We start from the raw sequence: 26,995 nt of genomic DNA, 5'->3' as shown, positions 1-26,995 counted from the left end.
ATAGGTGTCACAGGTCTGGCATCGGTAGGGGCGGATCGGAACGAGGTACCCGAGCACTTTGTCGGGGCGGCGCCGCTTGACGCGCACGACACTTCGGGAATGACATTCCGGGCACTTCACGGTGCCGGCCTCGCCACCCTGTCTGCCGCGCCGGCAGGCTGGTGCCGCCGTCGCGCTGCCATACCGTTTCGCGGCATGAAGGCGTGCGGGTTGATGGAAAGAAGGAAAGCGGTCCTGGGCTGCTGGCGTGTGGCCACCAAGAAACCGCGGTCATGTCGGTGTGGATCTCGGGGCATGGTCTGCGATCATTGTTCTTGTGCCCCTAGAGTACGCCTGCCACGGCAGGGTGCAATAGCGTTCTGGTTGCGCTGCACCAATGCGCGAGCCGCCCTGCAGTGGCGGCTCGCTTTCCCTTGGAAACCGAAGGAACCTGTCGCCCTACAGCTGCTCCAGGATCGATTCCGCCGAGCTGACGGTGACGGCTCCCTTGGGCTCGATGGCGAGATGGCGCACCACGCCGTCCTTGACGATCATCGCAAAGCGCTGGCAGCGCACACCGAGACCGGCCTTGGTGGCGTCCATTTCGAGGCCGAGGGCCTTGGTGAATTCGGCGTTGCCGTCGGACAGCATCAGCAGTGCTTCCGCGTTCTGTGCCTTGCCCCACGCGTCCATCACGAAGGCATCGTTGACGGCCATGCACGCGATGGTATCGACGCCTTTGGCCTTGATCGCATCGGCCTGCACCACGTAGCCGGGCAGGTGTGCCTGAGAGCAGCCCGGTGTGAAGGCGCCCGGAACTCCAAAAAGTACAACCGTCTTGCCGTCAAAGAGTGTGCTTGTGTCGACCGCCTCCGGACCTTCGGCACCCATCTTGAACAGGGTCGCCTTGGGTAGGTTTTGTCCTTCTTCAATCGCCATTGTCTTTCCCTCCAGTTGAGTGACTGCCGTCTCACTATGCCAGTGCATCCGCCCTGTGTGCGCGCTGTATATGCGGTGGTGGCAGACGGCAGAGGGGTTACGGTCGGGACGCGGGCTCGCGCAGTCCATCGGGCCGAAAGGCGCGTGTGTCGGGAATTCGACGCGCCAGGACAATGCCGCGCGCAGGCTGAGCCAACGCCCTCTCGCCGAGCGCCCCGTCATGATCAAGCACGCATTCCTGATGACCGCCGCACTGGCCGTCTCCGCTCTCCCGCTGGCTGCCACCCAGGCTGCCGGCAAGCCGCCGTCGGCTGCTGTGGCAACCGCCCACCCGCTGGCCACCGAGGTGGCGATCCAGGTTCTCGCCGACGGCGGCAATGCCTTTGATGCGGCCGTTGCCGCTGCCGCCGCGCTCGCTGTGGTGGAGCCCCACGAGTCCGGCTTGGGAGGCGGAGGCTTCTTCCTGGTGCATCGTGCCGCGGACGGTGCCGAGTTCGTCATCGATGCGCGCGAGACCGCACCGGGTGCTGCCACGGGTGACATGTACCTCGATGCACGCGGTGCGCCGGTCGCGCATTTTTCACAGAAGGGGCCGCTGTCGTCAGCCATTCCGGGCGTGCCAGCAGCGTTGGACCATCTGAATCGTCAGTTCGGTACGCGTGCGCTGCGCGACAATCTCGCCCCCGCCATTCGCCTGGCTGCCAAGGGATTCCCGGTCAGTCCCGCTCTGTCGGCGCATATTCGCGAAGATGCCCGGCGTCTGTCGCCCGCCGCGCGCACGGTGTACCTGCCTGCTGGCCGCGTACCGGCCCCCGGTGAGCGGCTGGTGCAAGCGGATCTGGCGCGTACCCTGCAGGCCATCGCGGCACGGGGCCGCGATGGCTTTTATCAAGGTCCCGTGGCACAGCAGTTGCGCGCCGGCGTCTTCCGGGACGGCGGCATCTGGACGCTGGATGATCTGCGTGGCTACCGCCTCGAACAGCGTGCGGCCGCGCATATTCACTACCAGGGGCACCGCATCACGACCGCACCGCTGCCAGCGGCGGGCGGTATCACCATGGCGCAGATTCTGACCATGCTCGAGGCCAGCCAGTGGCCGCCGCGCGACGAGACCGCGGCACGCCACATGCTGATCGAAGCGATGCGGCTGTCGTATCGCGATCTCGCCTCGCACCTGGCCGACCCTGCCTTCGTGGACGTACCCGCCGCGCGTCTGACCGCGCGCAGCTACTTGGTGGAACAGGCCAACAGCATCGGACCTCGGGCACGCGACAGCGCCAGTCTGGATGTTGCCGCTGCCACGCAGGCCGTCGAGCGTGGCCCCAACACCACGCACTTCTCCATCATCGATGCTGATGGCAATCGGGTCGCGGCGACGCTATCGCTCAACCGCGCGTTTGGCTCCGGCTATATGCCGCCCGGCACCGGGGTACTGCTCAACAACCAGATGGCCGACTTCGAGGATGCGCCACTGATGCGCACTGCCACTGGTTCCCTGCAGACCAAGGCCAACCATATCCAGCCGCACAAGCGCCCGCTGTCGACCATGTCCCCCACCTTCGTGACCGGGCCGAGCGGCGTATTGATCACGGGTACGCCTGGCGGCAGCCGCGCCATCACGATGAATGTGCTGGCCGTGCTGCTGCACATCAATGGACTCGATGTGCAGGACGTTGTGGGCGCTCCGCGCTTCCACCACCAGTATCTGCCCGACGAGGTGCAATTCGAAAAGGAAGCCCTGACGCAGGTGCAGCTGCAGGAACTGCGTCGACGCGGGCACAGTGTGCGCCGCATCAGTGAGGGCTTCGGCGACATGCAGGCCATCCACTGGGATACGCGTCGGGGTGTGGTCGAGGCGGCCTCGGATCCGCGCGGCGATGGCGTCGCCAAGGTGCTGCGCGCGCACTGACGCGCCTAGCGGCCCGCTTGCAGGTCGGCGAAGGCGCCTTCAATGGCGTCGGCGAAGGCCTGCGTGACCGGGCCCAGAGCGGATTTGCGCACCAGCGCGACGTGGTAGCGGTCCAGTTCGGGCAAACCGGTCTCCGGTCCGAGTGCATGCAGCGGCGCGCTCACGCTGCTCACGGGAAGCGGTGCGACGGCCAGGTCGGCGCTGGCGGCTGCCTGCTGACCTGCGGTGTTCTCACTGGTATACGCCACCCGGTAGCGCACTCCGCTGCGATGCAGCGCGGATAGGGCGGTGGCGCGCCAAGGACAGCCCGGATTGGCAAGCGCAATGGGCACTGGACGGCGCTCGGCGGCGATACCGCCTTCGCAACCCACCCACACCAGCGCCTCGGTATAGACGATGTCTACCCGCATGTCTGGGCGCTCGCGCTCGGCTTCGTCGGCGGCAAGGGTGACGAGGGCCAGGTCGAGATCTCCGCGATCGATGCGAAAGCGCATATCCGCGCTGCGTCCACCGATCACATCGACCTGCACTCTGGGATGCATGCGTGCGAACTGACTGAGCAGCGTCGGCAGCATGCGCGTGCCGACGTCGTCGGGCGTGCCGAGACGCACGCGACCTTCGAGCTTGGGTGCCAGAAACTGAGTCACTGCTTCCTCGTTGAGCAGTAGCAGGCGCCGACCGTAGCCGAGCAGTACCTCGCCTTCCGGGGTCAATCGCACCTGACGCGCTTCGCGCACGAAGAGCGGGCGTTCGAGCGTCTCCTCAAGGCGCTTGATCTGCATGCTGAGTGCGGCGGGGGTGCGGAACAGCAGTCGCGCCGCGCGGCTGAAGCTGCCTGTCTCGGCGATGGTGACGAAGCTGCGCAACACGGCACTGTCGAGCAGGGGCAGGGTGCTCGATGGGCTGGTTGTCGGATGCTCTGTATCGGAGGTCATCGTTAAGAATTTCTTAAAGTTACCTGCAAAATAATTCGCTAGACCTGAACGATGCGGCGCCGCATGCTGCGCGTCAAGTCGCCCATCGCGTCACGGAAGAGGGGCGTGAGGCTCATCCACTTACCTGCCGGCGAGGAGGTCATCGTGTCGCATCCCCCTACCACAGCGCGCCGGAGCGCCAAGCCCGTCAAGCCTGTCAACGTCGCCATGCCGGAGTTCCTCGCACCGGCCATGCCGCCCATGGAACTGTTCGCCTGGCTCGGGCGCACCGCACGCGCCTACTGGCGTCGCCATCGCACCGAACGCCTGCTGCGCGCGCAGCCGCAGTTGCGTGACGACATCGCCGGCAGCAATGCCATGCCGAAAAGGGTCGACGAAGCGCAGGCGCCGCCGCGTCCTTGATCCACAGTGATCGATCGCGTCCATCTGCGCGGGTGCGACGACTGCCACCCTGGAGTGGGTTGAGCGGGGCCGGCGCGCTTCAAGGTCGGGAGCGCGCACCGGGGCGTTGCCGCGCTTGTTGGGTCATTGGCACCCCTGCGTTCTTGCAGTCGTCAGCGCCACCATCTCCAGGCACCATTGGCGCCTGTCATGTCGTCACGGCTGACTGGTGCATGCGCTGACGGCACGTCGTCGGCCCCACCTGCGCTATTGTTGTGCAAGGAGCAGTGACACGGCGCGAGATGGCGAGGGCGCGCGGCACTGTTCGCTCCATGCATTCCAGATGAGGCCGTCGTGCTCTTTCAGATTCAGACGCTGTTCTTCATGTGCCTGCAGTTCCTGCTCAAGCTGGGCACCTTGATCATCCCCATCCGCGTACCCGAAACCTTCCGCGGCGCCGGTGCAGCCATGGAGCTCTGCCAGGCGATTGCCGATACCGGTGCCAAGCGGGTGTTGCTGGTGACCGATCGCGTGCTGGTCGATCTCGGCCTGGTACAGCCGGTGCAGGACAAGCTGCAGGCGCTCGGGGTGACAGTGGAAACCTATGATGGCGTGCAGCCGGACCCGACCATCGCGCAGATCGAAACCGGCGTGACGCGCTACAAGGACAGCGGCTGCGAAGCGGTACTGGCCATGGGCGGCGGCTCCTCCATCGACGCCGCCAAGGTCATCGCCGCCCGCGTGCGCAATCCGCACGGCGTGCGTTGGATGGCGGGGCTGTTCCGGCTGCTGCGCAGTCCGGCGCCGCTGTACGCGATTCCGACCACGGCCGGTACCGGCTCCGAGGTCACGGTGGCGGCAGTGGTCTCCGATCCCGGGGCGGTGCGCAAGTTCGCCATCATGGATTTCCGGCTGGTGCCGCAGATGGCGGCCCTCGACGGCAGCGTCATGACCGGGGTGCCGCCGGCCATCACCGCCGCCACCGGCATGGATGCGCTCACGCATGCCGTGGAGGCCTACATCTCGCGCAACCACACCAAGGAAACCGACGCGGCGGCGCTGGATGCGGTGTCGCGCATCATGACGCACCTTCCGCGCGTGATGGCGGATGGCAGCAATCTCGAATCGCGCTCGGAAATGGCCATCGCCTCGTATCAGGCGGGGCTGGCCTTCACCAAGGCGGGGGTCGGCTATGTCCACGCCTTCGCGCACAACCTCGGCGCCCGCTATCACGTGCCGCACGGCAAGGCCAACGCCATGCTGCTGCCCTACGTGCTGACGTACTCGAAGCCCAGAGCCTTTGCGCGCCTCGCGCGACTGGCCGAGGTGGCCGGCCTGAAGCAGGGCGGCGAGACCGAGATGGAGCTGGCCGACAAGTTCATTGCCCACATTCGTGCAATGAATGCGGAATTCGGCATTCCGGACAAGGTCGAGCCGCTCAAGCCCGAGGACATCCCGGTCATTGCGGCCAACGCCCGCTCCGAGGCGAACTGGTACTACGCGGTGCCGCGCTACATGGATCGATCCACCAGCGAGCAATTCCTGATGCAATTGCTGCCGAGCGGAAGCAACAGCGGAGCCGGCCAGCAGCAGGCAGCCTGAGCGGCCTCTACCATGGCCGACGCGCTGCCGGTCATCGGCACGCCGCCGGACGCGGTCTATGTGGCAGCGCCCGGCTATGCGGAGGATCTCGAGGCCGAGATCGTGGCGCGCGGCCAGCGCCTGCTCGCACGCCATGCCGATCTGTTCTTCGTACAGGGGGCGTCGGGTCCCGCGGCGTGGGCGCAGAACACCTGGCTGCGGCCCGAAACGGTGCCCGTGGCCTCCATCGGAGAAGCGGCCCGCGCCTTGCGCGCACGCCAGCGCAACTGGCATCTGCACGCCCTGGTGCAGCACCGCCGGGCGCAGCTGGTGGTGGACAAGCTGCCGCCGATCCGCTTTCGGCCGCTGTCCTTTCCGGCGGACGCACCCAGCGCGCCATTGGGCGCCTGGACGCTGCTCGACCGCGAGCATCTGCTGCTGTCCGCGGAGTGCAGCAGCCCCTTCCCGGATGGACAGGTGCCCTTTGTCGAGGACCGGGTCCAGCCCCCCAATCGTGCCTATCTGAAGTTATGGGAGGCCTTGACGCTGGCGCGCAGCCGGCCGGAGCCGGGCACGCGTTGCCTGGACCTGGGGGCGGCCCCCGGCGGCTGGAGCTGGGTCTGCGCCTGTTTGGGCGCGGAGGTGGTGTCCATCGATCGCGCCGCACTCGCGCCGCAGGTGCTCGCCACGGGGCGGGTCGCGCATCAGTGTGGTGACGCCTTCCGGCTGCGTGCCGAGCAGGTCGGTGAGGTGCAGTGGATTCTCTCGGATCTTGCGGCCTATCCGGAGCGCCTCTTGGAGCTGGCGCGCTATTGGGCCGAGGCACTGCCCGCGGCCAACATGATCTTCACCATCAAACTGCAGGGGCCGCCGGACCCTGCGGCCTATCGCGCCTTTCTGGACATTCCCGGTTCGCGCGTCATGCACCTCTCGCACAACAAGCACGAACTCACCTGGTTCCGCCTCATGGACGGCGGACCCATTGAGGCCGCCCGCCGCTGAGCCTCAGGCCGCGCCTGGCCGCTCCAGCAGAATGGCCGCGCCCAGGCCGCCGCCGGCGCAGGTCGAGACCACGGCAAAGCGCGCCTGCTCCTGCTGCAGGCGTTGCGCCGCGGTCAGCAGCAGGCGGCAGCCGGTGGCGGCGAAGGGGTTGCCCAGCGACAGTGAGCCGCCCCAGGTATTGAGCCGCTCCAGCGGGATGCGGCCGTGGGGCGTATCGGCGCCATGCCGCTCTGCGATGAAGCCGGGATCCTCCATGCGATCGATATTGATGAGAATCTGTGCGGCGAAGGCTTCGTGCAGCTCCCAAACGCCGATGTCCTCAAAGCGCAGCCCGTTCTGCGCCAGCAGGCGCGGAATGGTCATGGCCGGGCCGAACAGCATTTCGTCCTGCAGGCTGTCGACGCCGCCGAGCAGGTGGTCGCGTACCAGAGCCATGGGGCGGAGCTGCCGGCGTGCCGCCTCTTCCTGGCTGGCCAGCAACAGCGCACCGGCCCCATCGGTAAAGCGCGACGCATTGCCCGCGGTGATGATGCCGTGCGCTGGGTCGAAGACGGGCTTCAGACCCGCCAGGCGCTCCACGCTGGCATCCGCGCGCGGGCTGTTGTCTTGTTCGGCGCAGGCGCCTGCCTTGTTGCGCACCGGCGCGATCTGGCTGGCGTGGCGGCCATCGCCTTGTGCAGCGATGGCGCGCGCGTGCGCTTGGGCGGCATAGCGGTCGGAGGCTTCGCGCGTCGCGCCATAGCCCTTCACCATGCGCTCGCAGGCCGCGCCCATGGTCAGGCCGGTGGTGTAGTCGCTGCTCTGGGGCACCTCCAGTGTGAAGTCCCCCGGCCGCAGCGAAGCCAGCACCTTGAGGCGTTCACCGAACTGCTTGCGCTGGCGCAGCTTCATCAGGCTGCGGCGGATGTTCTGCGACAGGCGGATCGGAATATCCGAGAAGTTCTCGGTGCCGGCGGCAATCCCCAGCTTGAGACGACCAAGGGCGATCTGGTCGGCGATGTTGACGAAGCCGACGTTGGGTGAAATGCCGGCCATGGCCACCGTGTAGGCCGGCGTGCGACTGTGCATGCCGGCGGCCAGCATGGCCTCGCGCGCCACATTGGTGGTCTCCACCTCATGCAGCACGGTGCCCATGGTGACCAGTTCGATGGCATCGGCGGGGACGCCGCTGCGGTCGAGCAGGGCGGCCAGCGAAAAGCTGCCCAGTTCATAACTCATCAGCTCCGCATACAGACCGGCACTTTCCAGAAAGGGGGTGCGCGTTCCAGCGATGAGCACCGGCTGATGCTCCGGCGGAATCGGCGTGCGCTTCTGCTTGTTCATGCCGTCTCCGCGGTGGGCAGGAAGCTGCCCGCCTGGTAGATGTTCGATTCGGCATCCACCATCCGTACCAGCCGGCGTCCTTGCGCATCGGCCGTGTCAGCAACCTGGATCAGCAGTTCCGGGCTGGGTAGCGGCACAGCGCGCACGAAACGCGTATCGATCTCGGCAATATCCCAGCCCGCGCGGCGAATCGCCTCGAAGAGCTGGGCGAAGGAACCGTAGCCATGCATGATGCAGCCGCCGTAGCGGGTGCGCCGCGCCAGCAGCGGCAGCGTGTGCAGCGGATTGAAGTCACCGGTGAGCTTGAAAAAGCGCACGCCTTCGTTGGCAGCGGCCTGCCAGTGGCCCACCGTCGTGAACGGCACCGGCCGTTCCTTCTTGGCCTTGCGGTTGGTGCGGGCGCGCAGCATCACCGCCGCGTAGGCGTCAATGATGACGGCATCCTCCACGCTCTCACTGCTGATGCGCACCTGGCTGTGAATGCGGGCGCGGTAGCTGTCATCGCTGGCATCCATCAGCCGTCCGGCGAGCCTGAAGCTTCCGTCACGCGGCAGGGCCTCGTTCACCACGATGTGGACGCCCTGATTGACCACGCTGAGCAGCGGATAGGGCGACTGCGCAGTCAGCTGGGAGATCATGCGCAGTCCCATCTGGCCGGCGGCGAAATGCGGTGCGATGCATCCGCCGTAGCGGGCCACGTCCATGCCGGACCAGCGATGGTAGGCATCGAGCAGGTGCGGCGGTGGCGCCTTCATGCGCTGCTGCAGCGGCTTGGCGGCCGCACCCTTGCCAGTGGGAAGCACAGAGCGCAGTCCGCCACCTGCCATGGCGAGCATATTGGGCAGTTGGTGGCGGAGATGGCGGTAGGAAACCGGGGGTGCCGTAGGTGTCATGCGTGCGTGTCAATGGATGGCCCAGGGGTGCGGTGTGTTGCATCGCAGTGCCAGCTTGCCACGACAGGTGGCGGTAATGGGGCTTTCCGTAATGGCCCAATTCGCGAGCCTGCTGTCTATTGGAATCATTGCAAAAGGGGTTTCCATGGAAGGGACGCTTACCGCTGGTCGTGTACGCACGGTTGTCGATACGGCCTGCTAGGCTCACGGTCTGCGTCGACCGCACCGTCGCTAGGGAAGGCATGAACGAAGCCGAAGCACTCATTCCGATCGAAATCTACTACCGGCATTCCGAGCTGGTCATCACCTTCCTCATCGCACTGTTGGGGATCGCCTTCGGCAATCTGACCGTGAAGGGCATCGGCTTCGGATCCAGCGGGGTGCTGATCGTGGCCATGGCCGCAGGCTATCTGTATCAATTCGAGCCGGTCACCATCCTGCAGGACCTCGGCATCGTCCTGTTTCTGTTGTGCGTGGGGCTGGAGGCGGGGCCGAGCTTCTTCCGCGCCTTCAAGCAATACGGCAAGCGCTTCATCGGCAATGTGCTCATCCTGCTGGGCATCTCGGGCGTCAACACGGTCGTGATCATTGCCCTTTCGGGGATCCCGGTCGGCCTGGGCTTGGGGCTCTTCGCCGGCGCCTTCACCTCCAGCCCGGCGCTGATCAGTGCCCTGCAGTTCAGCCCGGAAGAAGAGGTCATCTTCGGTTACGGCGTAGGCTACCCCTTTGGCCTGATCGGGGTGATTCTTTTCATCTCGATTGCCGTGCGCGTGCTGAAGGGGCGCATGGAAGCCGAGCAGCGGCAGCGCAGCCGGCTGCACGCGGCGGTCTTCAAGCTGACCAATGCCTCGCTCGAGGGGCAGCTGATCCGCAATATCGGCATCTTCCAGGAACACGACGTGGTGGTGTCGGGCATTTTGCGCGACCTTTCGGTGATCCCTGCCAGCGGCAACACGGCGCTGCTCGAGGGTGACATCCTGCGTCTGGAAGGGCTACCGGAGGATGTGGCAGCCGCCGGCGCCCTGCTCGGCGAGGAGGTGCAGGAAGCCTTCGATGCCCATGCCGAGCTCGATACCCGTTCCATCGTGGTCGAGAACACCTCAGTCGTGAATCGCTCGCTGCGCGATCTGGGTCTGCGCCTGCGCTTCAATGCCTCGTTGACGCGCATCGTGCGTTCCGGGGTGGAGTTCGTGCCGACCGAAGACCTGACCCTGGCCTATGGCGATGTGGCTGTAGCAGTGGGCTCGCCCTACCAGCTGGATCAGGTGGAGCAGTTCCTGGGCCACGAGCATCACACCGTGCAGCGTCGCGTCGATATCGGTTCGTTGGCGGCGGTGCTGTTTCTGGCCTTCTTCATCGGGGGGATCGTCGTGCCCATCCCGGCACTGGGGCCCTTCTCGCTGGGCATTGCCGGCGGAGCGCTGATCGCCGGTCTGCTCTTCGGCCATATGGGCCGCATCGGCAATCTGATCGGGCGCTTCCCGCGCAATGCAACGCTGGTGCTCAAGGAGCTGGGTCTGGCTCTGTTCTTCGTCCAGGTCGGGCTGGATACCGGCCAGAGTTTCGTCGAGTCGCTGGACGCCCAGGCGCTCTACTACGCGGTGTACGCCCTGCTGTTCGCGGTGGTGCCCATGGCGGGCAGCTTCCTGGTCGGCCACTATCTGCTGCGCATCCCGGTCAGCGAATGCTTTGGCGTGATCTGCGGCGGCATGACCTTCACGCCCGGGCTCGACATCATCCGCAGCGTGGATGCCTCGGACCGGCCGGTGGTGGCCTATTCGTCGGTGTATCCGGTGGCCTTGATTCTGGTCATCGCGCTGGTCCAGGGCATGCACCTGGCCCTGGCAACCCTGGGCGCGGGTACCTAGGGCGGCGGCTCACCAGCCCTGTGTGCCGGCCTCGCCCTTGAAGGGACCGACCACATCGCGCGTCACCCAGCCGCCGTAGAAGCCGCCCGGCTGCGGACGGGCCTGCTCGTCGTCGACGTAGCCGAGCAGGTCTCCGAGGTAGAAAGCGATATAGCCGGCGATGGCGGCGTAGCGGGCGTGGGGCTTGGGATAGGCCCAGGCAGCATGGTCGGCCTGCTGCGACCCGCTGCGTACATCCCAGTACTGGGCCTGACCCTTCCATTCGCAATGACTGCGCGCGGGCGCTGGGTGCAGCAGGCTTAGGTCCACCGCCTCCGGCGGAAGGTAGAAGGTCGGCGCGCCAGCGGTTTCCAGCAGGCGGTAGGCCTGTCGCGTTTCGGCTACCAGCTGCTCGCCAAGAAAGACCCGTACCCGGCGGCTATCCGCCACCAATGCGGGAGGGCGCGGGTAATCCCAGATCGACTCCTGGCCAGGGCCAGGTGTCTCGGCGAAAGGCGGCCTCTGACTGCCGTCGTAGACCCAGCCATAGCGGCGGGCTTCGTCATTGCTCATGGGCGAATTCCTGGCGGGGAGGCGTGCATCATGCGTCGACACAGCCCAGGCGGGGGCTTTGCCCAAGCGGCATCGCAGTTCGCCGCTGCTTGCTCAGCGCTCAGCCCTGCGCGGCGGCGACTTCGGCTGAGAAATCGCCATCCAGAGCGCTGTCACCGACGCCCATCATGCGCGGATAGGCGCGGCGATAGGCCTCCATGACCTCCTCGTAGGGCAGGTTCCAGCGCGGGCCGTGATCGGCCACGTACTCCATGTGCTGCCGCCCCTGGGTGTCCAAGGCGTGGAAGATGGAGTCACTGTGCCCATCGAAGTCCAGCGGATGCGTGCCGGCCTTTTCGCAGAGGCTGCGATTGAAGGCCGGGGTCGCCTTGATCCATCGGCCATCCAACCAGACCTCGGTGTAGCCGTGATAGCGGAAGAGATCGGTGCCCATGGCTTCGCGCAGACGAGGAGAGCTGATGTGATTGCGCACGTCGGCAAAACCGATGCGCGCGCCGATGCCTACCGCGCGCAACACGGCTGCATAGACCACAGCCTTGGTGACGCAGAAGCCGCGCCCGCTGGCCAGTACCGTGCTGGCGCGCATGGCTTCGGGAGCCAGGCGAATGCCGTAGGGGTCGTAGCGCAATCCGTCGCGCACCGCAAAGTACAGCGCCACTGCGCGCGCCCGGTCAGAGGCCTCCGTGCCTGCATGGCGCGCAGCGAAAGCCGCAACATCGGGGTGTTCCGCGTCCAGATAGTAGGTTGCACGCAGGGCTTCGGGCGGGACAGACAGGGTGGCGGACATGGCGGGAGGGTGTTGATTTCGAGGAATGCCATGCTAGCGCGCCCTGGCCGCTGCCGGCGCGCATGGGTTTCGGTGCTTGCCGTGCCTTCCCGGGCTGCACACACTGGGGGAACACCGCCGCCATCCGCTTGAGAGGCCACCGAACGATGTGGAAACAGAAGGAACTGCGGCTGCGTGCGCGCGCACGCGGCTTTCATCTGATCACTGACGAAATTCGCTCCGCGTTGTCGGAGCTGACCACGGTGGAGGTCGGGTTGCTGCACCTCTTTCTGCAGCATACCTCGGCGTCGTTGACCATCAATGAGAACGCCGACCCCACCGTGCGCGGTGATTTCGAGCGCTGGTGTCGGCAGGCGGTGCCGGAGTGCGCGCCCTATTTCCAGCACGTCGACGAAGGCAGCGAGGACATGCCCGCCCACATCAAGAGCAGCCTGTTCGGCTGTGCGCTGACGATCCCGATCCGCAGCGGTGCCCTGGCCCTGGGCACCTGGCAGGGCATCTATCTGGGCGAGCACCGCAATCACGGCGGTGAGCGACGGCTGATCGCCACCCTGTGGGGTGAGGAGGCCGGCGCCTGAGGCGCCGACCCCTGGTTCTGCAGGGCTCAGGCGTCGGCGGGCAGGGGCTGCGCCAATGGCGGATCGACCCGTACTGAGAAGGGCATCGTGATCTCGTAGACCACACCGCCCAGACCGAAGGGCGTGGGCGTGCCGTCGGGAAGCGCGCGCTGGCTGCAGACGTAGAGGCGGCGCCCGTCGGGTGAGAAGGCGGGGCCGGTGACCTCCGAAGGCGAGGGCGCATCCGGGTCGCCGGGCAGGCGCAGCAGCGGGATGGTGCGTCCATCCGGCAGCAGCACCATGGCGCGCAGATCGCCGCCGTCCTCGACGACGATCATTTCGCCGTCCAGCGTCATCGCCAGATTATCGACGCCGGCCATCGGCGGCTCGTCGGGATCTTCGAAGGAGCCGACCGGGCCATCATCGGGGTTGTAGATGCTCTCGATCGTGCCGCCGATGGTGTCGATGGCCCAGATGTTGTCGTCGCTCTTGGTGGAGAAGAACACAAAACCCTTCAGGAACCAGACACCCTCGTTGCCCGCGAAGACGGTGGTTTCTTCCTGATAGACGCGGTGCTGCGGGGTGCCGTCGTCAATCGCATCCACCCAGCGAATCGGCACTGGCCCCTGGCGCGCGGCATCGATGCCGGCGTCCACGGCGAGCACCTGCAGCTTGCCCTTGCTGAAGTCCGGGCGCTTCCCCGCGGGCCAGTCCGCAGCGGAGAAGACCGTACGATAGAAGCGATCCTCGCCGGTGATGTCTTCGGTGTGGTAGATCGCCCTCGCATCGGCGTCGACCGCAGCCATTTCGTGCGCCTTGCGGCCGAAGCGCTCCAGACGGCGTGGCGTTCCGCCGTCGCGCAGCGGGCTGCACTCGAACATGAAGCCGTCGAGAATCTCTTCGCCGTTGATCCAGGTGCCCCAGGGTGTCGCGCCACCAGAGCAGTTGGTGGTGGTGTTGCGCTGTACCGGATAGGCGTCGACCAGATTGCCATCCTTGTCGAAGCGCAGCGCACTGACACCGCCGGAGAAGGGCAGTACCAGGGGCACGGCGTCGAGGGGAAGCAGACCCGTGATGGCGCCAAGACCGGTGGTGACGGCCTCCAGCGCATCGCGCGAGGTCAGTTCGGACAGCAGCGGGGCGTCGGGCGTGGCCGCAAACAGCGTGGTTGCGTCGCGTGCCTCGGAATTCGAGCAGTAGATCCAGCCGCCATCCTCGGTGCGGAACATGCCCGCGCCGTCAGGATCCGAGTGCCAGAGAAAGTCAGGCTGCGAGGGAATCGGCGGTTGATTGACCACGGCGATGACGCGCGAACTGAAGCCTTCTGGGAGCTGGACGCCATTGGCATCCGGAGCCTGCAGCGGCCCCATGGTGGCAAAGCGGCTGTTGAAGCGGGGATCGCGCGGTGAGCCGGCACCGGCGCCAGGTGTCGAGGAACCCGAACCGCAGGCAGCCAACCAGCTGGCCGTCGGGACGCTGCCGGCTGCAAACAGCAGGTGGCGGAGGAATCGGCGGCGCGGAAGACCGCGCTGCTCGATGGTGTTCAGAAGAGGGTGCTGATGTGGGGTCTTCATGCGTCGACTATCCACTCTGGGCGTGGTGTGGGCAAGGGCGAAAGTATAGGAATCGATGCGTCGACACACGATGACCGTTCCGTGACGTCGCGTTGCTGTCCAGTCCTCCTCAGGGCATCTGCATCGGCCACTGCCGCGCTTGCGCTGTCCCCTCCGAGAGGTCAGCAGCACCATCCGGCGGCTGTCCAGGGGCGCTGGTCGGCCAGAGGCCGTGCAGCGGTCGACATCGCTTCGATTGCCGTCAAGAATGACGAGACACCGCGCGTGCGCGCGTCCATCCTCCCACTATGAGCCCGCGTCGTCGCCTTCAAGCTATGGCCGCACCCAGCAGTGCAGATCACCCAAATCTTGGCGGCGCGTGGACCTCCACCGGCAGTTTTCGCAGTCGCGCGCGCGGGGCACTTTCGCCCAGCCGGCCGCTGAATGCCTTCATTGCGCAGCTCCTCATCGTCTTTGCACTGTTGGCACTGATGTACGCCGCGCTCGCCATGAGTCAGGGTATTCGTGGCTACTCCGCAGCCGAGAGCGAATGGTCGAAGGGGCGCAAGGAGGCCGTGCATCAGCTTGAACGCTATCTGCGCACCGGCAGTGACGAGGCGTGGGCGCGCTACACCCAGGGACTGACCGTTCCATTGGCGCTGCGCAAGGCGCGCCTGGAAATGGAAAGCGCGGACTATCAGCCACAGGCCGCGGTCAACTACATGGTCAGTGCCGGCTCCCATCCCGACGATGCGGCGCTGATGGCGATGCTCTTTCGCTGGTTCGGTTGGCAATACCACGTTGCCGACGCCATTCGCATCTGGCATGAGGCGGACGAGCATATCGTCGCTCTCGAGCGGCTTGGGCGCGCGGTGCGCAGCGCGCGCCTCGATGGGCCCGTGGCTTCCGCTGCCTTTGACCGGATGCTGGCTGAGCTGGATCGGATCGATCTGGCGGTGCTTCCGCTGGAGGTGGCCTTTTCCGCGCGTCTCGGTGAGGCCGCGCGGCTGACCAAGCTGGTGCTGGCCATCATTCTGCTGGTGTCGTCGGTGCTGCTACTCGCGCTAGGAGCCTACATCGTGCGTCGTGTCACGGCCCGCATTTTCATGGCGCGCACTTTCGAAGCCGAAGAGCGCTTTCGCAAGACCTTCGAAGTGGCACCGGTGGGCATTGTCCATATCGGGCTCGACGGTCGATGGACCGACGTCAACGACAGCCTGTGTCGCATGCTGGGCTACAGCCGTGACGAGCTGGTCGGCTGTCATGAGGCGGATCTGCTCGCGCATGGCTTCCATGCCGCTTCGGACAGGCCTGCGCCCCCGGAGTGGTCCGACGGTTCCGACACGATGCACGGCGAGCGTAGCTACCGGCGCTCCGATGGGCACACGGTCATCCTGCAGCTGCACGTCACCGCGGTGCGCAACTTCAGCGGTGACATTCTCAATTACGTGGCCATTGCGCATGACGTCACCGAGTCACGGCGCATGGCACGCGAGCTCTCCTTCCGTGCACGCCACGACCTGCTTACCGGGCTGCTGAACCGCTACGAATTCGAGCGTATCGTCAAGGATCTGGCCGAAGACCCCGAAGCCGAGCGCGTGCCGGCCATGCTGCTTTATCTGGATCTCGACCAGTTCAAGGTGGTCAACGACAGCTGCGGCCATATGGCGGGAGACGCCATGCTGACCGAGCTGGCGGCGCTGATCCGCGGCTGCCTGCGCAGTGGCGATACGCTGGCCCGCCTCGGCGGAGACGAATTTGGCGTGCTGCTGCAGCACTGCCCGCCGACCAAGGCGGAGGCCATCGCCGAAAAGATCCGCAGCGAAATCGCCGCCTTCCGTTTCCACTGGGGCGAACGCAGTTTCAATCTGAGCATCAGTATCGGCATTGTCCCCTTCATGCCCGGAGAGTACGAGGGCGCTCGCCTGCTCAGTGTGGCTGACTATGCCTGCTATGCCGCCAAGGAAGCCGGGCGCAACCAGCTGCATCTGGCACGGCCGGAAGACGCGGGCACAGTCCGTCATCACGAGGAGATGAACTGGCTTAGCCGGCTGCAGGATGCGCATGACGAGAATCGCTTCTTCCTCGTCTGGCAGCCCATCGTGCCGGTGCACCACGCATCCGGAACGCCACCGCGTCATTTCGAAGTCCTGCTGCGGCTGCGCGAGCGCGACGGCAGTGTGGCCATGCCGGGCACCTTCCTGTCCGCAGCGGAGCGCTATGGCAAGGTCATCGAGCTCGATACCTGGGTGGTCACCACCCTGATGCAATGGCTCAACGACAACGTCGATTCCGCCGATCGCATCGATCAGCTCAACGTCAACGTCAGCGGTGCGGCCGTCAGTGATCCACGCTATATCGAGTGCGTGACGGCCTTGATCCGTCGTTCGCGCTTCCCTGCGGACCGCTTGTGCTTCGAGATCACCGAAACCATGGCCATCTCGAACATCAACGCCGCCACCGCCTTCATGAAGACACTGAGCGAATTCGGCTGCCGCTTCGCGCTCGACGATTTCGGCATCGGCAGTTCGTCCTTCGCCTATCTCAACGCGCTGCCGGTGGACTTCGTCAAGATCGACGGCGCCTTCGTGCACGACCTCGACCGCGACTCGGTGCACGAATCCATCACGCGCTGCATCATCGAAGTCGCTCATTCCATGGGCAAGGGTACGGTGGCCGAATTCGTCGAGACCGACGCGGTGCGCCGGCGTCTACAGATGCTGGGCTGCGGATATGCCCAGGGCTTCGGTATCGGCGCCGCCACCGCGCTGGGCGACTTCAGCCTGCGGCCGGTACGTCCAACGCGACCGGTGCTGGTGGATACGGCGCAGAAGCTCGCGGTCTAGAGGCCCTCATGCGCACCGCGCCGCTTGCGTGGGCGCGTCGGATCAATGCTGGCAGACTGCGCAAGCCCCGGGGTGGGGCCTGTCCTCATCACTGGAGTCGGCGATGTCTTCCGCAATCGAATCTTTCTCCATTCACGCCAGCGACGCTGCGCTGGCGGATCTCAGCGAGCGCCTGCACCGTACCCGCTGGCCCGACGCCGAGCTGGTGGCAGATGGCGCCCAGGGTGTGCAACAGGTCTGGATGCGCGCGATCTGCGACTACTGGCGCAACGGCTACGACTGGCGTGCGCGCGAAGCACGGCTCAACAAGTGGCCGCAGTACCGCACCGAGGTGGATGGCCTGCGCATCCACTTCCTGCATGTGCGGTCGCCCGAGGCCAAGGCCACCCCGTTGCTGATGACCCACGGCTGGCCAGGATCGATCGTGGAGTTCCACAAGGTATTGGGCCCGTTGACCGACCCTCGCGCACATGGCGGTGATCCGGATGATGCCTTCGAGGTCATCTGCCCGAGCCTGCCCGGTTACGGCTTCAGCGACAAGCCGCGCGAGACCGGCTGGGGCGTAGAGCGCATCGCCCGCGCCTGGGGCGCCTTGATGGCGCGTCTTGGCCACCGTCGGTACCTTGCCCAGGGCGGTGACTGGGGCTCGATGGTGACCACGGCCCTGTCCAAGCTGGACACCGAGCACTGCGCGGGCATCCACCTGAACATGGCCATCGCACCCCCCGGCAAAGAGGACCTGACCGAGCTCACCGCCGGCGAGCAAGCGGCGCTCGCCACCATGGATCACTACCGCAAATACGAATCCGCCTACGGCAAGCAGCAGGCCACCCGGCCGCAGACGCTGGCCTATGGATTGACCGACTCACCGGTGGGGCAGGCGGCCTGGATCCTGGAAAAGTTCTGGACCTGGGTCGACCACGGCGGACGCGGTCCGGAGGCGGTGCTGAGTCGCGACGAGCTGCTCGACAACGTCATGCTCTATTGGTTGCCCGCCGCGGCGGCCTCGTCGGCGCGGCTGTATTGGGAGAGCTTCATGGCCTTTGATCGCGACGCTGTGACGGCGCCCACCGCGCTCTCCATCTTTCCCGGTGAGCTGTTCCGGCCATCGCGGCGCTGGGCGCAGCGGCGCTACCAGGATCTGCGCTATTTCAACGAAACCGAGCGCGGCGGCCATTTCGCTGCCTTCGAACAGCCCGAGATCTTCGTGCGCGAGGTCCGCGAAGGTCTGCGCGGCATGCGCCGCGCTCAGTAGGGCCCGCCTGGGAGCGGCGTGGCAAAGGACAGTGCGTGTCCGTCCGGGTCCTTGATATGGAAATACCGCTCCCCCCAGGGCGCATCGCTGGGGGCGAAGTCCGGCTTCAGCCCGCGCTCGAGGCTGAGCGCGTAGAGGGCATCGACGTCCTCGACATGAAAGATGGCGCGGCCCCAGCCGGTGGTGTGCGACTTGGTCTTGGCCAGATTCAGAAAGCCTTCTCCCGCGTGAAAACTGGTGAAGATGGCGTCCCGTCCGCCGAATTTCAGCGCAAAGCCCAGGGCCTGATAGAAGGCGCAGGAGCGGCGCATGTCACTGACGAACAGCGTGACAGCACTTACCCGTTCGATGCGCATCCCCACTCCGCTGCGTGACAATGCGCGCAGCATATCCGAACGCGGCCCTCGCCCCAGCGGGGTACGGGCCGTGACCAGCAAGCGCCAAAAAGGAGCCATTCATGGCAACCATGCGAGCGATGCAGGTCCCTGAAGCCGGGGGCGATTTTGAACTGGTGGAACGCGAGATTCCCGAGCCGGGACGCGGCGAGGTTCGCGTGCGGGTCGAGGCCTGCGGCATCTGCCACTCCGACATGTTCACCAAGGAAGGCGCCTTTCCGGGCATCCAGTACCCGCGCGTGCCGGGGCATGAGGTCGCCGGCACCATCGACGCCGTCGGTGACGGGGTGGAGCGCTGGGAGATCGGCCGCCGCGTGGGCGTGGGCTGGCACGGCTGGCATTGCGGCAGCTGCGCATCGTGCAAGCAGGGGGACTACGTCACCTGCGCCTACCAGCGCGTCTCAGGCATCGCCTTCGACGGCGGCTACGCCGACTACATGATCGCCCCGGTGGAAGCACTGGCGGCCATTCCGGATGCCCTGTCCGCGGTTGAAGCCGCGCCATTGCTCTGCGCCGGCGTGACCACCTTCAACGCGCTGCGCAACAGCGGTGCCCGCGCCGGTGACGTGGTCGCCATCCAGGGCGTCGGCGGTCTCGGCCATCTGGCCATCCAGTACGCCGCGCGCATGGGCTTTCACACGGTCGCGCTGTCACGGGGATCAGACAAGAAGGCACTGGCGCTGGAGCTGGGCGCAGCCACCTATATCGACACCGAGGCCCAGGATCCCTGCGCCGCGCTGCAGGCCATAGGCGGAGCGCGCGTGATTCTGGCGACGGCTCCCAGCGCCAAGCTGATGAGCGCCATCGTCGAGGGGCTTGGCGTCAACGGCAAGCTGATCGTGGTGGGTGCTGACCCCAAGCCCATTGAGGTTTCCCCGTTACAGCTGCTTCCGGGTCGGCGCAGTATTTCGGGCCACCCCAGCGGTGCGCCGGTCGATTCCGAGGACACCATGCGCTTTTCGGGCCTGAAGGCCATTCGCGCCCAGGTTGAGACTTATCCGCTGGAAGAGGCGGCGCAGGCCTATGCCCGCATGATGGCCAACGAGGCGCGCTTTCGCGTCGTGCTCACCATGACCTGAGCGCCGATCAGGCCTTTGATCAAAAAAGGGGCGCCGCAACCATGCGGCGCCCCTTTTGGATCGAGGAAGTGGTTATTTCTTGCGCTTTTCCTTTTCCCGATCCAGATCTTCGGTGGTGGTCGTCGTCGCAGGGGGATCACTGGCGGGGAAGGTTTCATCCAACGCTTCGTCGATGATCTCCTGCTCGTGCGCAGGATCCTGCGTCTTGTCGTCCTTGTGCGGGTCCTTCTTGCTCATCCGGACCTCCGTGCAATGGATGAACCCCTACCATGCGGGTAAATGCCTGCCAGGACAACCGGGCGCGGTGTCATCCGCACCCGGAGCCCATCGCTACCGCCGCAGGCGGAAGGTGCGCAGTGCAAGCCCGAAGAGGGCGAGCAGCAACCATGCCAGCGGCGCGAAAGCCCCCGATCCGGACGAAATGCCGCCGGCGGCCACCGCCGAGCCGCTGCCGCCACCGGACTCCAGCGTGGTGGCCGAGCGGGACGGAGATGTGCCGTCACAGCCGCCCAGCGTGTCCGCCACGGCCTTGACCATGGCCACCCACTCATCGGCGCTGAAATTGGTGCCGAAACCATAGGCGTCGGGGTCGCTGATCTCGCCGTCGCGATACTGCAGGCCGAAGGAGTGCGACAGCCGCACCGCGGTCAGGCAGTGTTCGGGCACCACGGTGATCTTCTGGCCCTGGAAACCGCTTGCCTTGTAGGCGCCTGGAGAGACATCGCTGTTCCAGGTCTGGTAGCCGTAGCGGCCTTCCGAGACCTTGGTCATGCGCGTCATGCGATCAATCCACGCCGCCGGCACGACTTGCTCGCCGCGGGCATTGACGCCGCCGCGGCGCATCAGTTCGCCGAAGCGGGCGAAGTCATGGGCGCGTGCATACAACCCCTGCGAGGCGATGGTGGCGCCTTCGCGGTCGGCGATCATGCGTGCGTCGCCGTAGGCGCCCATCGGAATCCAGAGCTTCTCCGAAATGATCTCGTTGAAGGGCTTCTCGTAGATCTTGCTCAGCATCCAGGCCAACACCTGGGTGTTGCCGCTGTTGTAGCGGAATTCGGTACCGGCTTCATAGGCGGCCGGCAGCGCCTTGATGAACTCGTTGCGGGTCTGCCCGGCTGCGCCATAGGTGTAGTAGTCGAGCAGGACCTGCACCCACTGCTGTACCTGCGTATTCATCGCCAGGACGGGCGTGTCCTCGTCCCAGTGCACGCCCGACTCCATCTGCAGGATGTCCTCGATGGAAACCCCTTCCCACGGGGTACCGGCCAGTTCGGGGATGTAGTCTTCAATCGGGTCCTGCAGCGAGCCGATGCGTCCTTCGCCGTCGGCAATGCCGACCACGGCGGCGATGAAGGTCTTGGTGACCGACCACGGCTGCTGGCGCGTGTATTCCTGATAGCCGTTGTTGTAGATCTCGTCGACCAGCGCGCCGTTGTGCACGAAGACCACCGTGTCGGTTTCGGTGGTGGCCACAAAGTCGGCCACGGTCTTGGTCTGATCGCGCCACTGGTAGGTGATGCCGGCGGTGTCCTGCAATGCGAAACGCATCGGGGTCACCGTGGCGGCGTCATTGGCGACATCGACATTCGCGGTCCAGATCTCGGGACGTACCGCGTCCGTGGGGGAGGGGATCTGGACGTTGCCGTGCAGCAGGGACTCCTGTACCCAGGTGGACCAGTACAGCGGGTTGAGCCAGACATCCATACGTCCGGCAAGCAGATCCTGCACCGGTGGCAGAGCGGTGATGGGGCCATCGGCTTCGGGGGCGGTGCCATCGTCGCTTTCCACCGCACCGCGGGTCAGGCTCTCGACGGCAGCCTCTATGATACCCAGCACGTGCTCCGGCGGTGCATCGACTTCGGCGGCACCGGCCGACGATGGCCAGAAAGCGAATACGGCGCAGGCAAGCGCCAGGGGTCTGCGAATCCCTTGCATGGAAACTCCTCCAATGTGGCGGGCTTGGATGCCCTGCTCTGATTGCAGCGGGATTCTGGCGCTCCGCCGCCCCCTTCGGAAGTCGTAAAAATGCAGGATATGGGTGGCAGACAGGCACGCGCTGACCGACTTTGTGCGAGCCTGCGCGTGACATTCGGCACCACATGGCACTGCCAAGGCTCGGGCGAGGCAGGTGCATAGGAGAGGGCATGGAGCACGCATTGACCGAGACCTTGTCGGTCTGGATGTGGCCGGGGATGCTGGCGCTGAGCGCCGTGGTGGTGGCGCATGTGGTCTATCGCATCGGGCTTGCCATCGCGCGTCGACTGACCCAGCCAGAGGCGCCCACCCGCATCTTTCTGGATGCCGCCGCGCGCGCCCTCGGCGTCGCCCTCGCGCTGCTGGTGCTGCATATCGGCCTGGCAACGGCCCCAGAGGAGCTGCCGGGGTTGGGCTTCCTGCGGCGACTGACGCTGCTGCTGCTCATCCTGTCGATCACCTGGGCCGCGGTGCGCTGCTCCTCCGCCATCGGCGAGGTCATCGTGGTCTCGAATCCGGTCATGCGACGCGATTGGCGCTATGCACGCAAGGTGGAAACGCAGACGCGGGTGCTGGTGCGCGGGCTGAACATTCTCCTCATCATCATCGGGGTGGGCGCGGCGCTGATGACAATTCGCCCGGTGCAGCAGATCGGCGCCAGCCTGCTCGCCTCGGCCGGTGTCGGCGGCATCATCCTTGGCTTTGCGGCGCGGCCGGTGCTGAGCAATCTGCTGGCGGGCATGCAGATCGCACTCACCCAGCCTTTCCGCATTGGCGACGTGCTGCGCGTGCAGGATGAATGGTGCTGGGTGGAAGAGGTCACCGTGACCTATGTGGTGCTGCGTGTCTGGGATCTGCGCCGACTGGTGGTGCCGCTGCAATGGTTCATCGACAACCCTTTCCAGAACTGGTCGCGCCACTCCACTGAACTGATCGGAGCGGTCGCCCTGTGGGTCGATTACAAGACGCCGATGCAGCCCCTGCGCGATGAATTTGCGCGCCTGCTCCGCGCGTCCAGTCGCTGGGACCAGGTCACCGAAAGCGTGCAGGCCGTGGACGCGGGCGAATGGGGCCAGCAGGTGCGCTTCCTGATGAGTGCCAGTGACTCCACCACCCTCTGGGACTTGCGCTGCGAAATCCGCGAGGGGCTCATCGCCTTCCTGCAGCAGCACTATCCCGAGCACCTGCCTCGGATGCGCGGCGAGCTGGTTGCAGGCACCTCGGCGTCGGAGAAACCCTGAGCTAGCTGCGCCAGTCGATCCAGGCCATGCGCAGACGCAGCTCCCAGGCCGGCGTCAGCCCGGTATTGCGGAAACGGATGCGCCCCTGGGTATCGACGATGAAGGAGGCCGGCACGCCCTGCACCCCGAAGCGTGCAGCAATAGCGCCATCAGGGTCGAGCAGGACCGGGTGGCGCAGCCCCTCGCGTTGCAGGTGGCGCTCGACTTCCTCGACCGTGCCGGAGCGTAGCGCGACCGTCAGCACTGGCCGGTCTTCAGCCAGACGGTCCACCCCGGCCTGAGTCAGGCCACACACAGCGCACCAGGTCGCCCAGAAATGCACCAGCACCGGCTCGTCCGCGTACTGTGACAGCAGCACCGGCGTGCCATCGAGCGTGCTGGCCGCGATCTCGGGGGCTTCGCCATCCGCCATGCCGCGCTGCATCCACAGCCGGACCCCTGCAACGATCATCACGATGATCAGCGCATCCACCAGCCAGCGGCGCCAGCGCGGTCCTCGTCCGAGGCGAGGATTCGTGGGCGTGGTACGAGGGGCGGCTGACATGCCGTGTGTCTGCCTGGAATCCGCGCGGCTGTCGGCCTAGGACGGGAGGAACAGCGTGTGCGCGCCCTTGACGATGGCCACGAGGCCTAGCGCCCACAGGCTACAGGCGGCGACATCGAACAGGGTGTAGCGCGCGCGCTCGAATTCCGTCACCCCCATCATGGCCGGGACCAGGCTGCGGATGGCGGGAATGAAGCGCCCGATGAAAATGGCCCACACGCCGTAGCGTCGGACCATGGTCTCGGTGCGTTCCCACCGTTCGGCATTGCGCTGGATGACGCGCCAATGGTGCACGCGGTGCCCGATGGCGCGGCCGGCGTAGTAGCCGACGTGGTCGCCCAGTGATGAGCCGATCATGGCCATGGTGGCCATCACCCACAGATTCGCCCAGTCGTTGGCATAGAACACCGAGGTCACGATGACCAGCATCAGGCTGGGCACAAAGAGCCCGATGCCGACGCAGGTTTCCATGAAGGCCAGCAGCGGAACCAGCCAGACCGCCTGCTCGCGATGCTCGCCCGCCCAGACAAGGATGGATTCGATCATTGCGTGCCCTGCCGGGGCGGCCACGGAATCAGCACCGGGGTCGCAGCCTTGTACGCTTCATAGTCGGCCTGTCCACCCCATTTTTCATCGGCGCGCTTTTCCAGCATCGGGATGCCGCTGACCTGGGTCAGCAGCCAGCACACGAAGACCGGCGATGCCCAGCCCAGCCACTGCCAGCCCTGCATCAGCGGTGTGGCCATCACTGCGATGCCCGTCCACAGCACGATCTCGCCGAAGTAGTTCGGGTGGCGCGACCACGCCCACAGCCCATGACGGATGAAGCGACCATCGTTGCCGGGGTCGGCCTTGAAGCGGCTCTTCTGACGGTCCGCAGTGGCCTCGATGGCGAAACCGGCCAACCAGATGAGCAATCCGATACTCGCCCAGACGTCCCAGGCTTTGGTGACGGTGCTGGTGATTGCAACCAGGGCCGCGAGCAGTGTCATGAAGACCCACAGCCCCTGGAAGGTCCAGGCCATGAAGAAGCGTCCCCAGTGCGGCTTGATGTCGTCAAAGCGGCCATCCTTGCCGCTGCGCTTCACGCGCATGAACAGGAAGCTGCCGAGGCGTCCGCACCAGAGCAGCACCAGCGCCGTGATGACCGCGCCGCGGGCATCCGGCGTGCTCAACAGTGCAGCGAGCATGATCACGCTGGCGTAGGTGAGCGCGCCGGCAAGGTCGTAGTAGTGCTCGGTCTGTCCGATAAAGGACGGCACGAATACCGCCCACTGCACGACGAAACCGAACAGGGCGAGAGTCACCAGCAGCGGTAAGCCCAGTACGGTCTGGGCGCCGTCATCCAGCAACAGGGCGAGACCAAGCGCAAGGCCGGTGACAAGCACACTGACGAGAAAAGCCACGCTGTTCTTCACAACACGCTCCCTGAATGATGGGCACCGGCCTTGGTGCGACCGGCGGAGCTGGCATTGTGAACCAAGGATGAGGCACGACGAAGTCCGTCGCAGGCGACGCCAAGGCAGAGATACAGCGGATGGGGCGTTCGCGCACCTGCTTCGCGTGATCGTGTGAGGTGCGCAGCTTCTCTACCATGCACGGCGGCAGCACGGCCTCAGGCAGCAACCAACAGGGAAGGCGGCATATGGCGGACACAAGCGCACCAGTCATCGGTCTGGCACTGGGCAGCGGCTCGGCGCGCGGCTGGGCCCATATCGGCATCATCCAGGCGCTCGAGGAAATGGGGATTCGACCGCAGGTCATCGCGGGCACCTCCATCGGCGCACTGGTGGGTGCGGTCTACGTCTCCGGTCAGCTCGATGAATTCGCCGACTGGGTCAGCAAGCTCACGCCGCGGGATGTGTTCAACCTCATGGACATCAAGTTTGCCGGGGGCGTGGTCAAGGGCGAAAAGCTGTTCGGATTCTTCCAGGAGGGCTATCGCAACCCGAACATCGAGGACCTCGAACAGCGCTATGCCAGTGTGGCCACCGAGATGAAGACCGGGCGCGAACGCTGGTTCACCAGTGGACCGATCCTTCCCGCGGCGCGGGCTTCCTGCGCCATCCCAGGTGTGTTCTCGCCGGTGCGCATCGACAACCGCTGGATGCTCGACGGCGGCCTCGTCAACCCGGTCCCGGTGTCCACCGCGCGGGCGCTGGGTGCGGACATCGTCATTGCGGTCAATCTCAATACCCAGCTCATCAGCTCTCATCTGTCCAAGGCCAGCCGCGAACAGGCGCGCAAGCAGGCAGAGGAGAACAAGGGCGAAGCCGGCTTCTGGGAACGCGTACTGACCTCCTTCTCCAAGAGCGATAGCGACAACGAGGACGAGGATCCTGGCCTCTTCGACGTCATCGCCAACAGCGTCAACATCATGCAGGACCGCGTCACGCGCAGCCGCATGGCGGGTGACCCACCGGAAATCACGCTGAATCCCTTGCTTCCGGACTTTGCCTTCATGGACTTCCACCGTGCCGAAGAGGCCATCGCCGAAGGTCGCCGCCTCATCGCGCAGCATGAGGAAGTCATTCGCGGCTGGGTCGGCATGGAGGATGGCCAGTAGGTCAAGGCATTGCCGGCCGTCCACGAAGGGGAAGCGCCTACAGTCCCGCCATGCAAAGCCAGTGCGACCTGAACGCCTTTAGCGTCATCCACCGAGACAATGCGCTGCTTGCGGTTCACAAGCCGGCGGCCCTGCTGGTGCATCGCTCGCCTATCGACCGGTACGAGACGCGCTTTGCACTGCAGATGGCACGCGACTGCGTCGGGCAGCGCGTACACGCGGTGCATCGACTGGACAAGGCGACTTCCGGGCTTCTGCTGTTCGCGCTTGATGGCGACAGCGCCCGTCACCTCTCCCGTCAATTCGAGCAGCGAGAGGTAGAAAAGCACTATCTGGCACTGGTGCGCGGTTGGCCGCCCGTGCAGGGCTGTATCGACAAGCCGCTGCGCTACAAGGCCGATGCCTTGGCGGACGGGCCGGCCTTGCGCGACGCCGCACCGCAACCCGCGCGTACCCTTTTCCGGCGTCTTGCCACCGCCACCCTGGACCAGCCGCTCGGCCGCTTTCCGCAGCAACGCTATGCCCTGCTGGCGCTGCAACCGGAAACGGGACGCAAGCATCAGATCCGTCGCCATCTCAATCACATCGGCCATCCCATCATCGGCGACGTCAACCATGGCGATCGCCACCACAATCATCTCTTCCATGCGTGGCGCGGCTATCACCGGCTGTATCTGGCCGCGGTCGGCTTGCGCATCACCCACCCGCAGAGCAACCAAGCCCTCGAGCTGCGCGCACCATTGCAGGCGGATTTTCAATCCACCTTGGCGGCACTGGGCCTGTCCGTCCCTGTGGATGCGGTATCCGCTTGAGGTCTGCTACTGCCGCGTACGGTG

The 26,995-nt window shown here is 65.8% G+C and carries 25 protein-coding genes; 12 read left to right on the top strand and 13 right to left on the bottom strand.

The genetic code is table 11. The features are described 5' to 3' along the window. Positions 1 to 438 precede the first annotated feature (438 nt). A complete protein-coding gene (locus tag ACOOFO_RS14340; RefSeq protein WP_420429794.1) occupies positions 439 to 918 on the bottom strand; it encodes a peroxiredoxin in 480 nt (159 codons plus the stop codon). Between the two features lie 220 nt (positions 919 to 1,138). On the opposite strand from ACOOFO_RS14340, the gene ggt reads away from it, so the two are divergent. Continuing rightward, positions 1,139 to 2,827 (top strand): gamma-glutamyltransferase, encoded by a 1,689-nt coding sequence (gene ggt, locus ACOOFO_RS14335; protein WP_420427429.1) that lies wholly within the window; start codon positions 1,139 to 1,141, stop codon positions 2,825 to 2,827. A gap of 5 nt (positions 2,828 to 2,832) precedes the next feature. Here the strand turns inward: ggt and ACOOFO_RS14330 are convergent, their stop codons facing one another. Then, positions 2,833 to 3,762: a LysR family transcriptional regulator gene (locus ACOOFO_RS14330; RefSeq protein WP_420427428.1), complete on the bottom strand. Its 930-nt coding sequence runs from the start codon at positions 3,760 to 3,762 to the stop codon at positions 2,833 to 2,835. Between the two features lie 144 nt (positions 3,763 to 3,906). Between ACOOFO_RS14330 and ACOOFO_RS14325 the strand changes: the two genes are divergently transcribed. The 3 genes from ACOOFO_RS14325 to ACOOFO_RS14315 all read left to right on the top strand — a co-directional run bounded on the left by ACOOFO_RS14325 (position 3,907) and on the right by ACOOFO_RS14315 (position 6,726). Next, a complete protein-coding gene (locus ACOOFO_RS14325) occupies positions 3,907 to 4,164 on the top strand; it encodes a hypothetical protein (RefSeq protein ID WP_420427427.1) in 258 nt (85 codons plus the stop codon). A gap of 333 nt (positions 4,165 to 4,497) precedes the next feature. Further along, the gene (locus tag ACOOFO_RS14320) at positions 4,498 to 5,745 is read left to right on the top strand and encodes an iron-containing alcohol dehydrogenase (RefSeq protein WP_420427426.1); all 1,248 of its coding nucleotides are present in this window, start codon (positions 4,498 to 4,500) and stop codon (positions 5,743 to 5,745) included. A gap of 12 nt (positions 5,746 to 5,757) precedes the next feature. Beyond that, on the top strand, positions 5,758 to 6,726 hold the full coding sequence (locus ACOOFO_RS14315) for an SAM-dependent methyltransferase (protein ID WP_420427425.1): 969 nt from the start codon (positions 5,758 to 5,760) through the stop codon (positions 6,724 to 6,726). 3 nt (positions 6,727 to 6,729) lie between these two features. Here the strand turns inward: ACOOFO_RS14315 and ACOOFO_RS14310 are convergent, their stop codons facing one another. Then, positions 6,730 to 8,049 carry a thiolase family protein gene (locus ACOOFO_RS14310; protein ID WP_420427424.1) on the bottom strand — a complete coding sequence of 440 codons (1,320 nt, stop codon included), beginning with the start codon at positions 8,047 to 8,049 and terminating at the stop codon, positions 6,730 to 6,732. Then, positions 8,046 to 8,942 carry a MaoC family dehydratase gene (locus ACOOFO_RS14305; protein ID WP_420427423.1) on the bottom strand — a complete coding sequence of 299 codons (897 nt, stop codon included), beginning with the start codon at positions 8,940 to 8,942 and terminating at the stop codon, positions 8,046 to 8,048. The genes ACOOFO_RS14310 and ACOOFO_RS14305 overlap by 4 nt, the downstream gene beginning before the upstream one ends. A gap of 242 nt (positions 8,943 to 9,184) precedes the next feature. On the opposite strand from ACOOFO_RS14305, the gene ACOOFO_RS14300 reads away from it, so the two are divergent. After that, the gene (locus tag ACOOFO_RS14300) at positions 9,185 to 10,810 is read left to right on the top strand and encodes an aspartate:alanine exchanger family transporter (RefSeq protein ID WP_420427422.1); all 1,626 of its coding nucleotides are present in this window, start codon (positions 9,185 to 9,187) and stop codon (positions 10,808 to 10,810) included. Positions 10,811 to 10,819: 9 nt separating this feature from the next. On the opposite strand, the gene ACOOFO_RS14295 is transcribed toward ACOOFO_RS14300, so the two are convergent. Continuing rightward, complete coding sequence (locus tag ACOOFO_RS14295; RefSeq protein ID WP_420427421.1) at positions 10,820 to 11,362, bottom strand: DUF427 domain-containing protein; 543 nt, start codon at positions 11,360 to 11,362, stop codon at positions 10,820 to 10,822. A 100-nt stretch (positions 11,363 to 11,462) separates the two neighbouring features. After that, complete coding sequence (locus ACOOFO_RS14290) at positions 11,463 to 12,149, bottom strand: transglutaminase-like domain-containing protein (RefSeq protein ID WP_420427420.1); 687 nt, start codon at positions 12,147 to 12,149, stop codon at positions 11,463 to 11,465. Between the two features lie 146 nt (positions 12,150 to 12,295). On the opposite strand from ACOOFO_RS14290, the gene ACOOFO_RS14285 reads away from it, so the two are divergent. Continuing rightward, complete coding sequence (locus ACOOFO_RS14285) at positions 12,296 to 12,727, top strand: secondary thiamine-phosphate synthase enzyme YjbQ (protein ID WP_420427419.1); 432 nt, start codon at positions 12,296 to 12,298, stop codon at positions 12,725 to 12,727. Positions 12,728 to 12,753: 26 nt separating this feature from the next. On the opposite strand, the gene ACOOFO_RS14280 is transcribed toward ACOOFO_RS14285, so the two are convergent. Next, positions 12,754 to 14,280 (bottom strand): alkaline phosphatase PhoX, encoded by a 1,527-nt coding sequence (locus tag ACOOFO_RS14280; protein ID WP_420427418.1) that lies wholly within the window; start codon positions 14,278 to 14,280, stop codon positions 12,754 to 12,756. Positions 14,281 to 14,594: 314 nt separating this feature from the next. On the opposite strand from ACOOFO_RS14280, the gene ACOOFO_RS14275 reads away from it, so the two are divergent. Then, positions 14,595 to 17,105 (top strand): putative bifunctional diguanylate cyclase/phosphodiesterase, encoded by a 2,511-nt coding sequence (locus tag ACOOFO_RS14275; protein WP_420427417.1) that lies wholly within the window; start codon positions 14,595 to 14,597, stop codon positions 17,103 to 17,105. Between the two features lie 103 nt (positions 17,106 to 17,208). Continuing rightward, positions 17,209 to 18,360 (top strand): epoxide hydrolase family protein, encoded by a 1,152-nt coding sequence (locus tag ACOOFO_RS14270; RefSeq protein WP_420427416.1) that lies wholly within the window; start codon positions 17,209 to 17,211, stop codon positions 18,358 to 18,360. Here the strand turns inward: ACOOFO_RS14270 and ACOOFO_RS14265 are convergent. Next, on the bottom strand, positions 18,354 to 18,749 hold the full coding sequence (locus tag ACOOFO_RS14265) for a VOC family protein (RefSeq protein ID WP_420429792.1): 396 nt from the start codon (positions 18,747 to 18,749) through the stop codon (positions 18,354 to 18,356). The genes ACOOFO_RS14270 and ACOOFO_RS14265 overlap by 7 nt on opposite strands. Positions 18,750 to 18,817: 68 nt before the next feature. Between ACOOFO_RS14265 and ACOOFO_RS14260 the strand changes: the two genes are divergently transcribed. Beyond that, positions 18,818 to 19,834 carry an alcohol dehydrogenase gene (locus ACOOFO_RS14260; RefSeq protein ID WP_420427415.1) on the top strand — a complete coding sequence of 339 codons (1,017 nt, stop codon included), beginning with the start codon at positions 18,818 to 18,820 and terminating at the stop codon, positions 19,832 to 19,834. A gap of 72 nt (positions 19,835 to 19,906) precedes the next feature. Here the strand turns inward: ACOOFO_RS14260 and ACOOFO_RS14255 are convergent, their stop codons facing one another. Both ACOOFO_RS14255 and ACOOFO_RS14250 read right to left on the bottom strand, forming a co-directional pair. Continuing rightward, positions 19,907 to 20,071, bottom strand: coding sequence for a hypothetical protein (locus ACOOFO_RS14255; protein ID WP_420427414.1), 165 nt, complete (start codon positions 20,069 to 20,071; stop codon positions 19,907 to 19,909). 93 nt (positions 20,072 to 20,164) lie between these two features. After that, positions 20,165 to 21,769, bottom strand: coding sequence for a serine hydrolase domain-containing protein (locus ACOOFO_RS14250; RefSeq protein ID WP_420427413.1), 1,605 nt, complete (start codon positions 21,767 to 21,769; stop codon positions 20,165 to 20,167). 209 nt (positions 21,770 to 21,978) lie between these two features. On the opposite strand from ACOOFO_RS14250, the gene ACOOFO_RS14245 reads away from it, so the two are divergent. Next, the gene (locus ACOOFO_RS14245; protein ID WP_420427412.1) at positions 21,979 to 23,049 is read left to right on the top strand and encodes a mechanosensitive ion channel family protein; all 1,071 of its coding nucleotides are present in this window, start codon (positions 21,979 to 21,981) and stop codon (positions 23,047 to 23,049) included. Position 23,050: 1 nt separating this feature from the next. On the opposite strand, the gene ACOOFO_RS14240 is transcribed toward ACOOFO_RS14245, so the two are convergent. From ACOOFO_RS14240 to ACOOFO_RS14230, 3 genes are read right to left on the bottom strand one after another with little or no spacing between them, the layout of a single operon-like run. After that, positions 23,051 to 23,593 carry a protein disulfide oxidoreductase gene (locus tag ACOOFO_RS14240; protein WP_420427411.1) on the bottom strand — a complete coding sequence of 181 codons (543 nt, stop codon included), beginning with the start codon at positions 23,591 to 23,593 and terminating at the stop codon, positions 23,051 to 23,053. A 36-nt stretch (positions 23,594 to 23,629) separates the two neighbouring features. Beyond that, complete coding sequence (locus ACOOFO_RS14235; RefSeq protein ID WP_420427410.1) at positions 23,630 to 24,139, bottom strand: DedA family protein; 510 nt, start codon at positions 24,137 to 24,139, stop codon at positions 23,630 to 23,632. Beyond that, on the bottom strand, positions 24,136 to 25,011 hold the full coding sequence (locus ACOOFO_RS14230; RefSeq protein ID WP_420427409.1) for a DUF1295 domain-containing protein: 876 nt from the start codon (positions 25,009 to 25,011) through the stop codon (positions 24,136 to 24,138). Before ACOOFO_RS14230 ends, ACOOFO_RS14235 begins: the two co-directional genes overlap by 4 nt. A gap of 227 nt (positions 25,012 to 25,238) precedes the next feature. Between ACOOFO_RS14230 and rssA the strand changes: the two genes are divergently transcribed. Both rssA and ACOOFO_RS14220 read left to right on the top strand, forming a co-directional pair. Beyond that, the gene (rssA, locus tag ACOOFO_RS14225; protein WP_420427408.1) at positions 25,239 to 26,159 is read left to right on the top strand and encodes a patatin-like phospholipase RssA; all 921 of its coding nucleotides are present in this window, start codon (positions 25,239 to 25,241) and stop codon (positions 26,157 to 26,159) included. A 50-nt stretch (positions 26,160 to 26,209) separates the two neighbouring features. After that, positions 26,210 to 26,971: a pseudouridine synthase gene (locus ACOOFO_RS14220; protein WP_420427407.1), complete on the top strand. Its 762-nt coding sequence runs from the start codon at positions 26,210 to 26,212 to the stop codon at positions 26,969 to 26,971. The last annotated feature ends 24 nt before the right edge of the window (positions 26,972 to 26,995 follow it).

This window comes from Algiphilus sp., from assembly GCF_965216485.1.
GTDB lineage: Bacteria > Pseudomonadota > Gammaproteobacteria > Nevskiales > Nevskiaceae > Algiphilus.
This window is presented reverse-complemented; position numbering and strand designations above follow the sequence as displayed.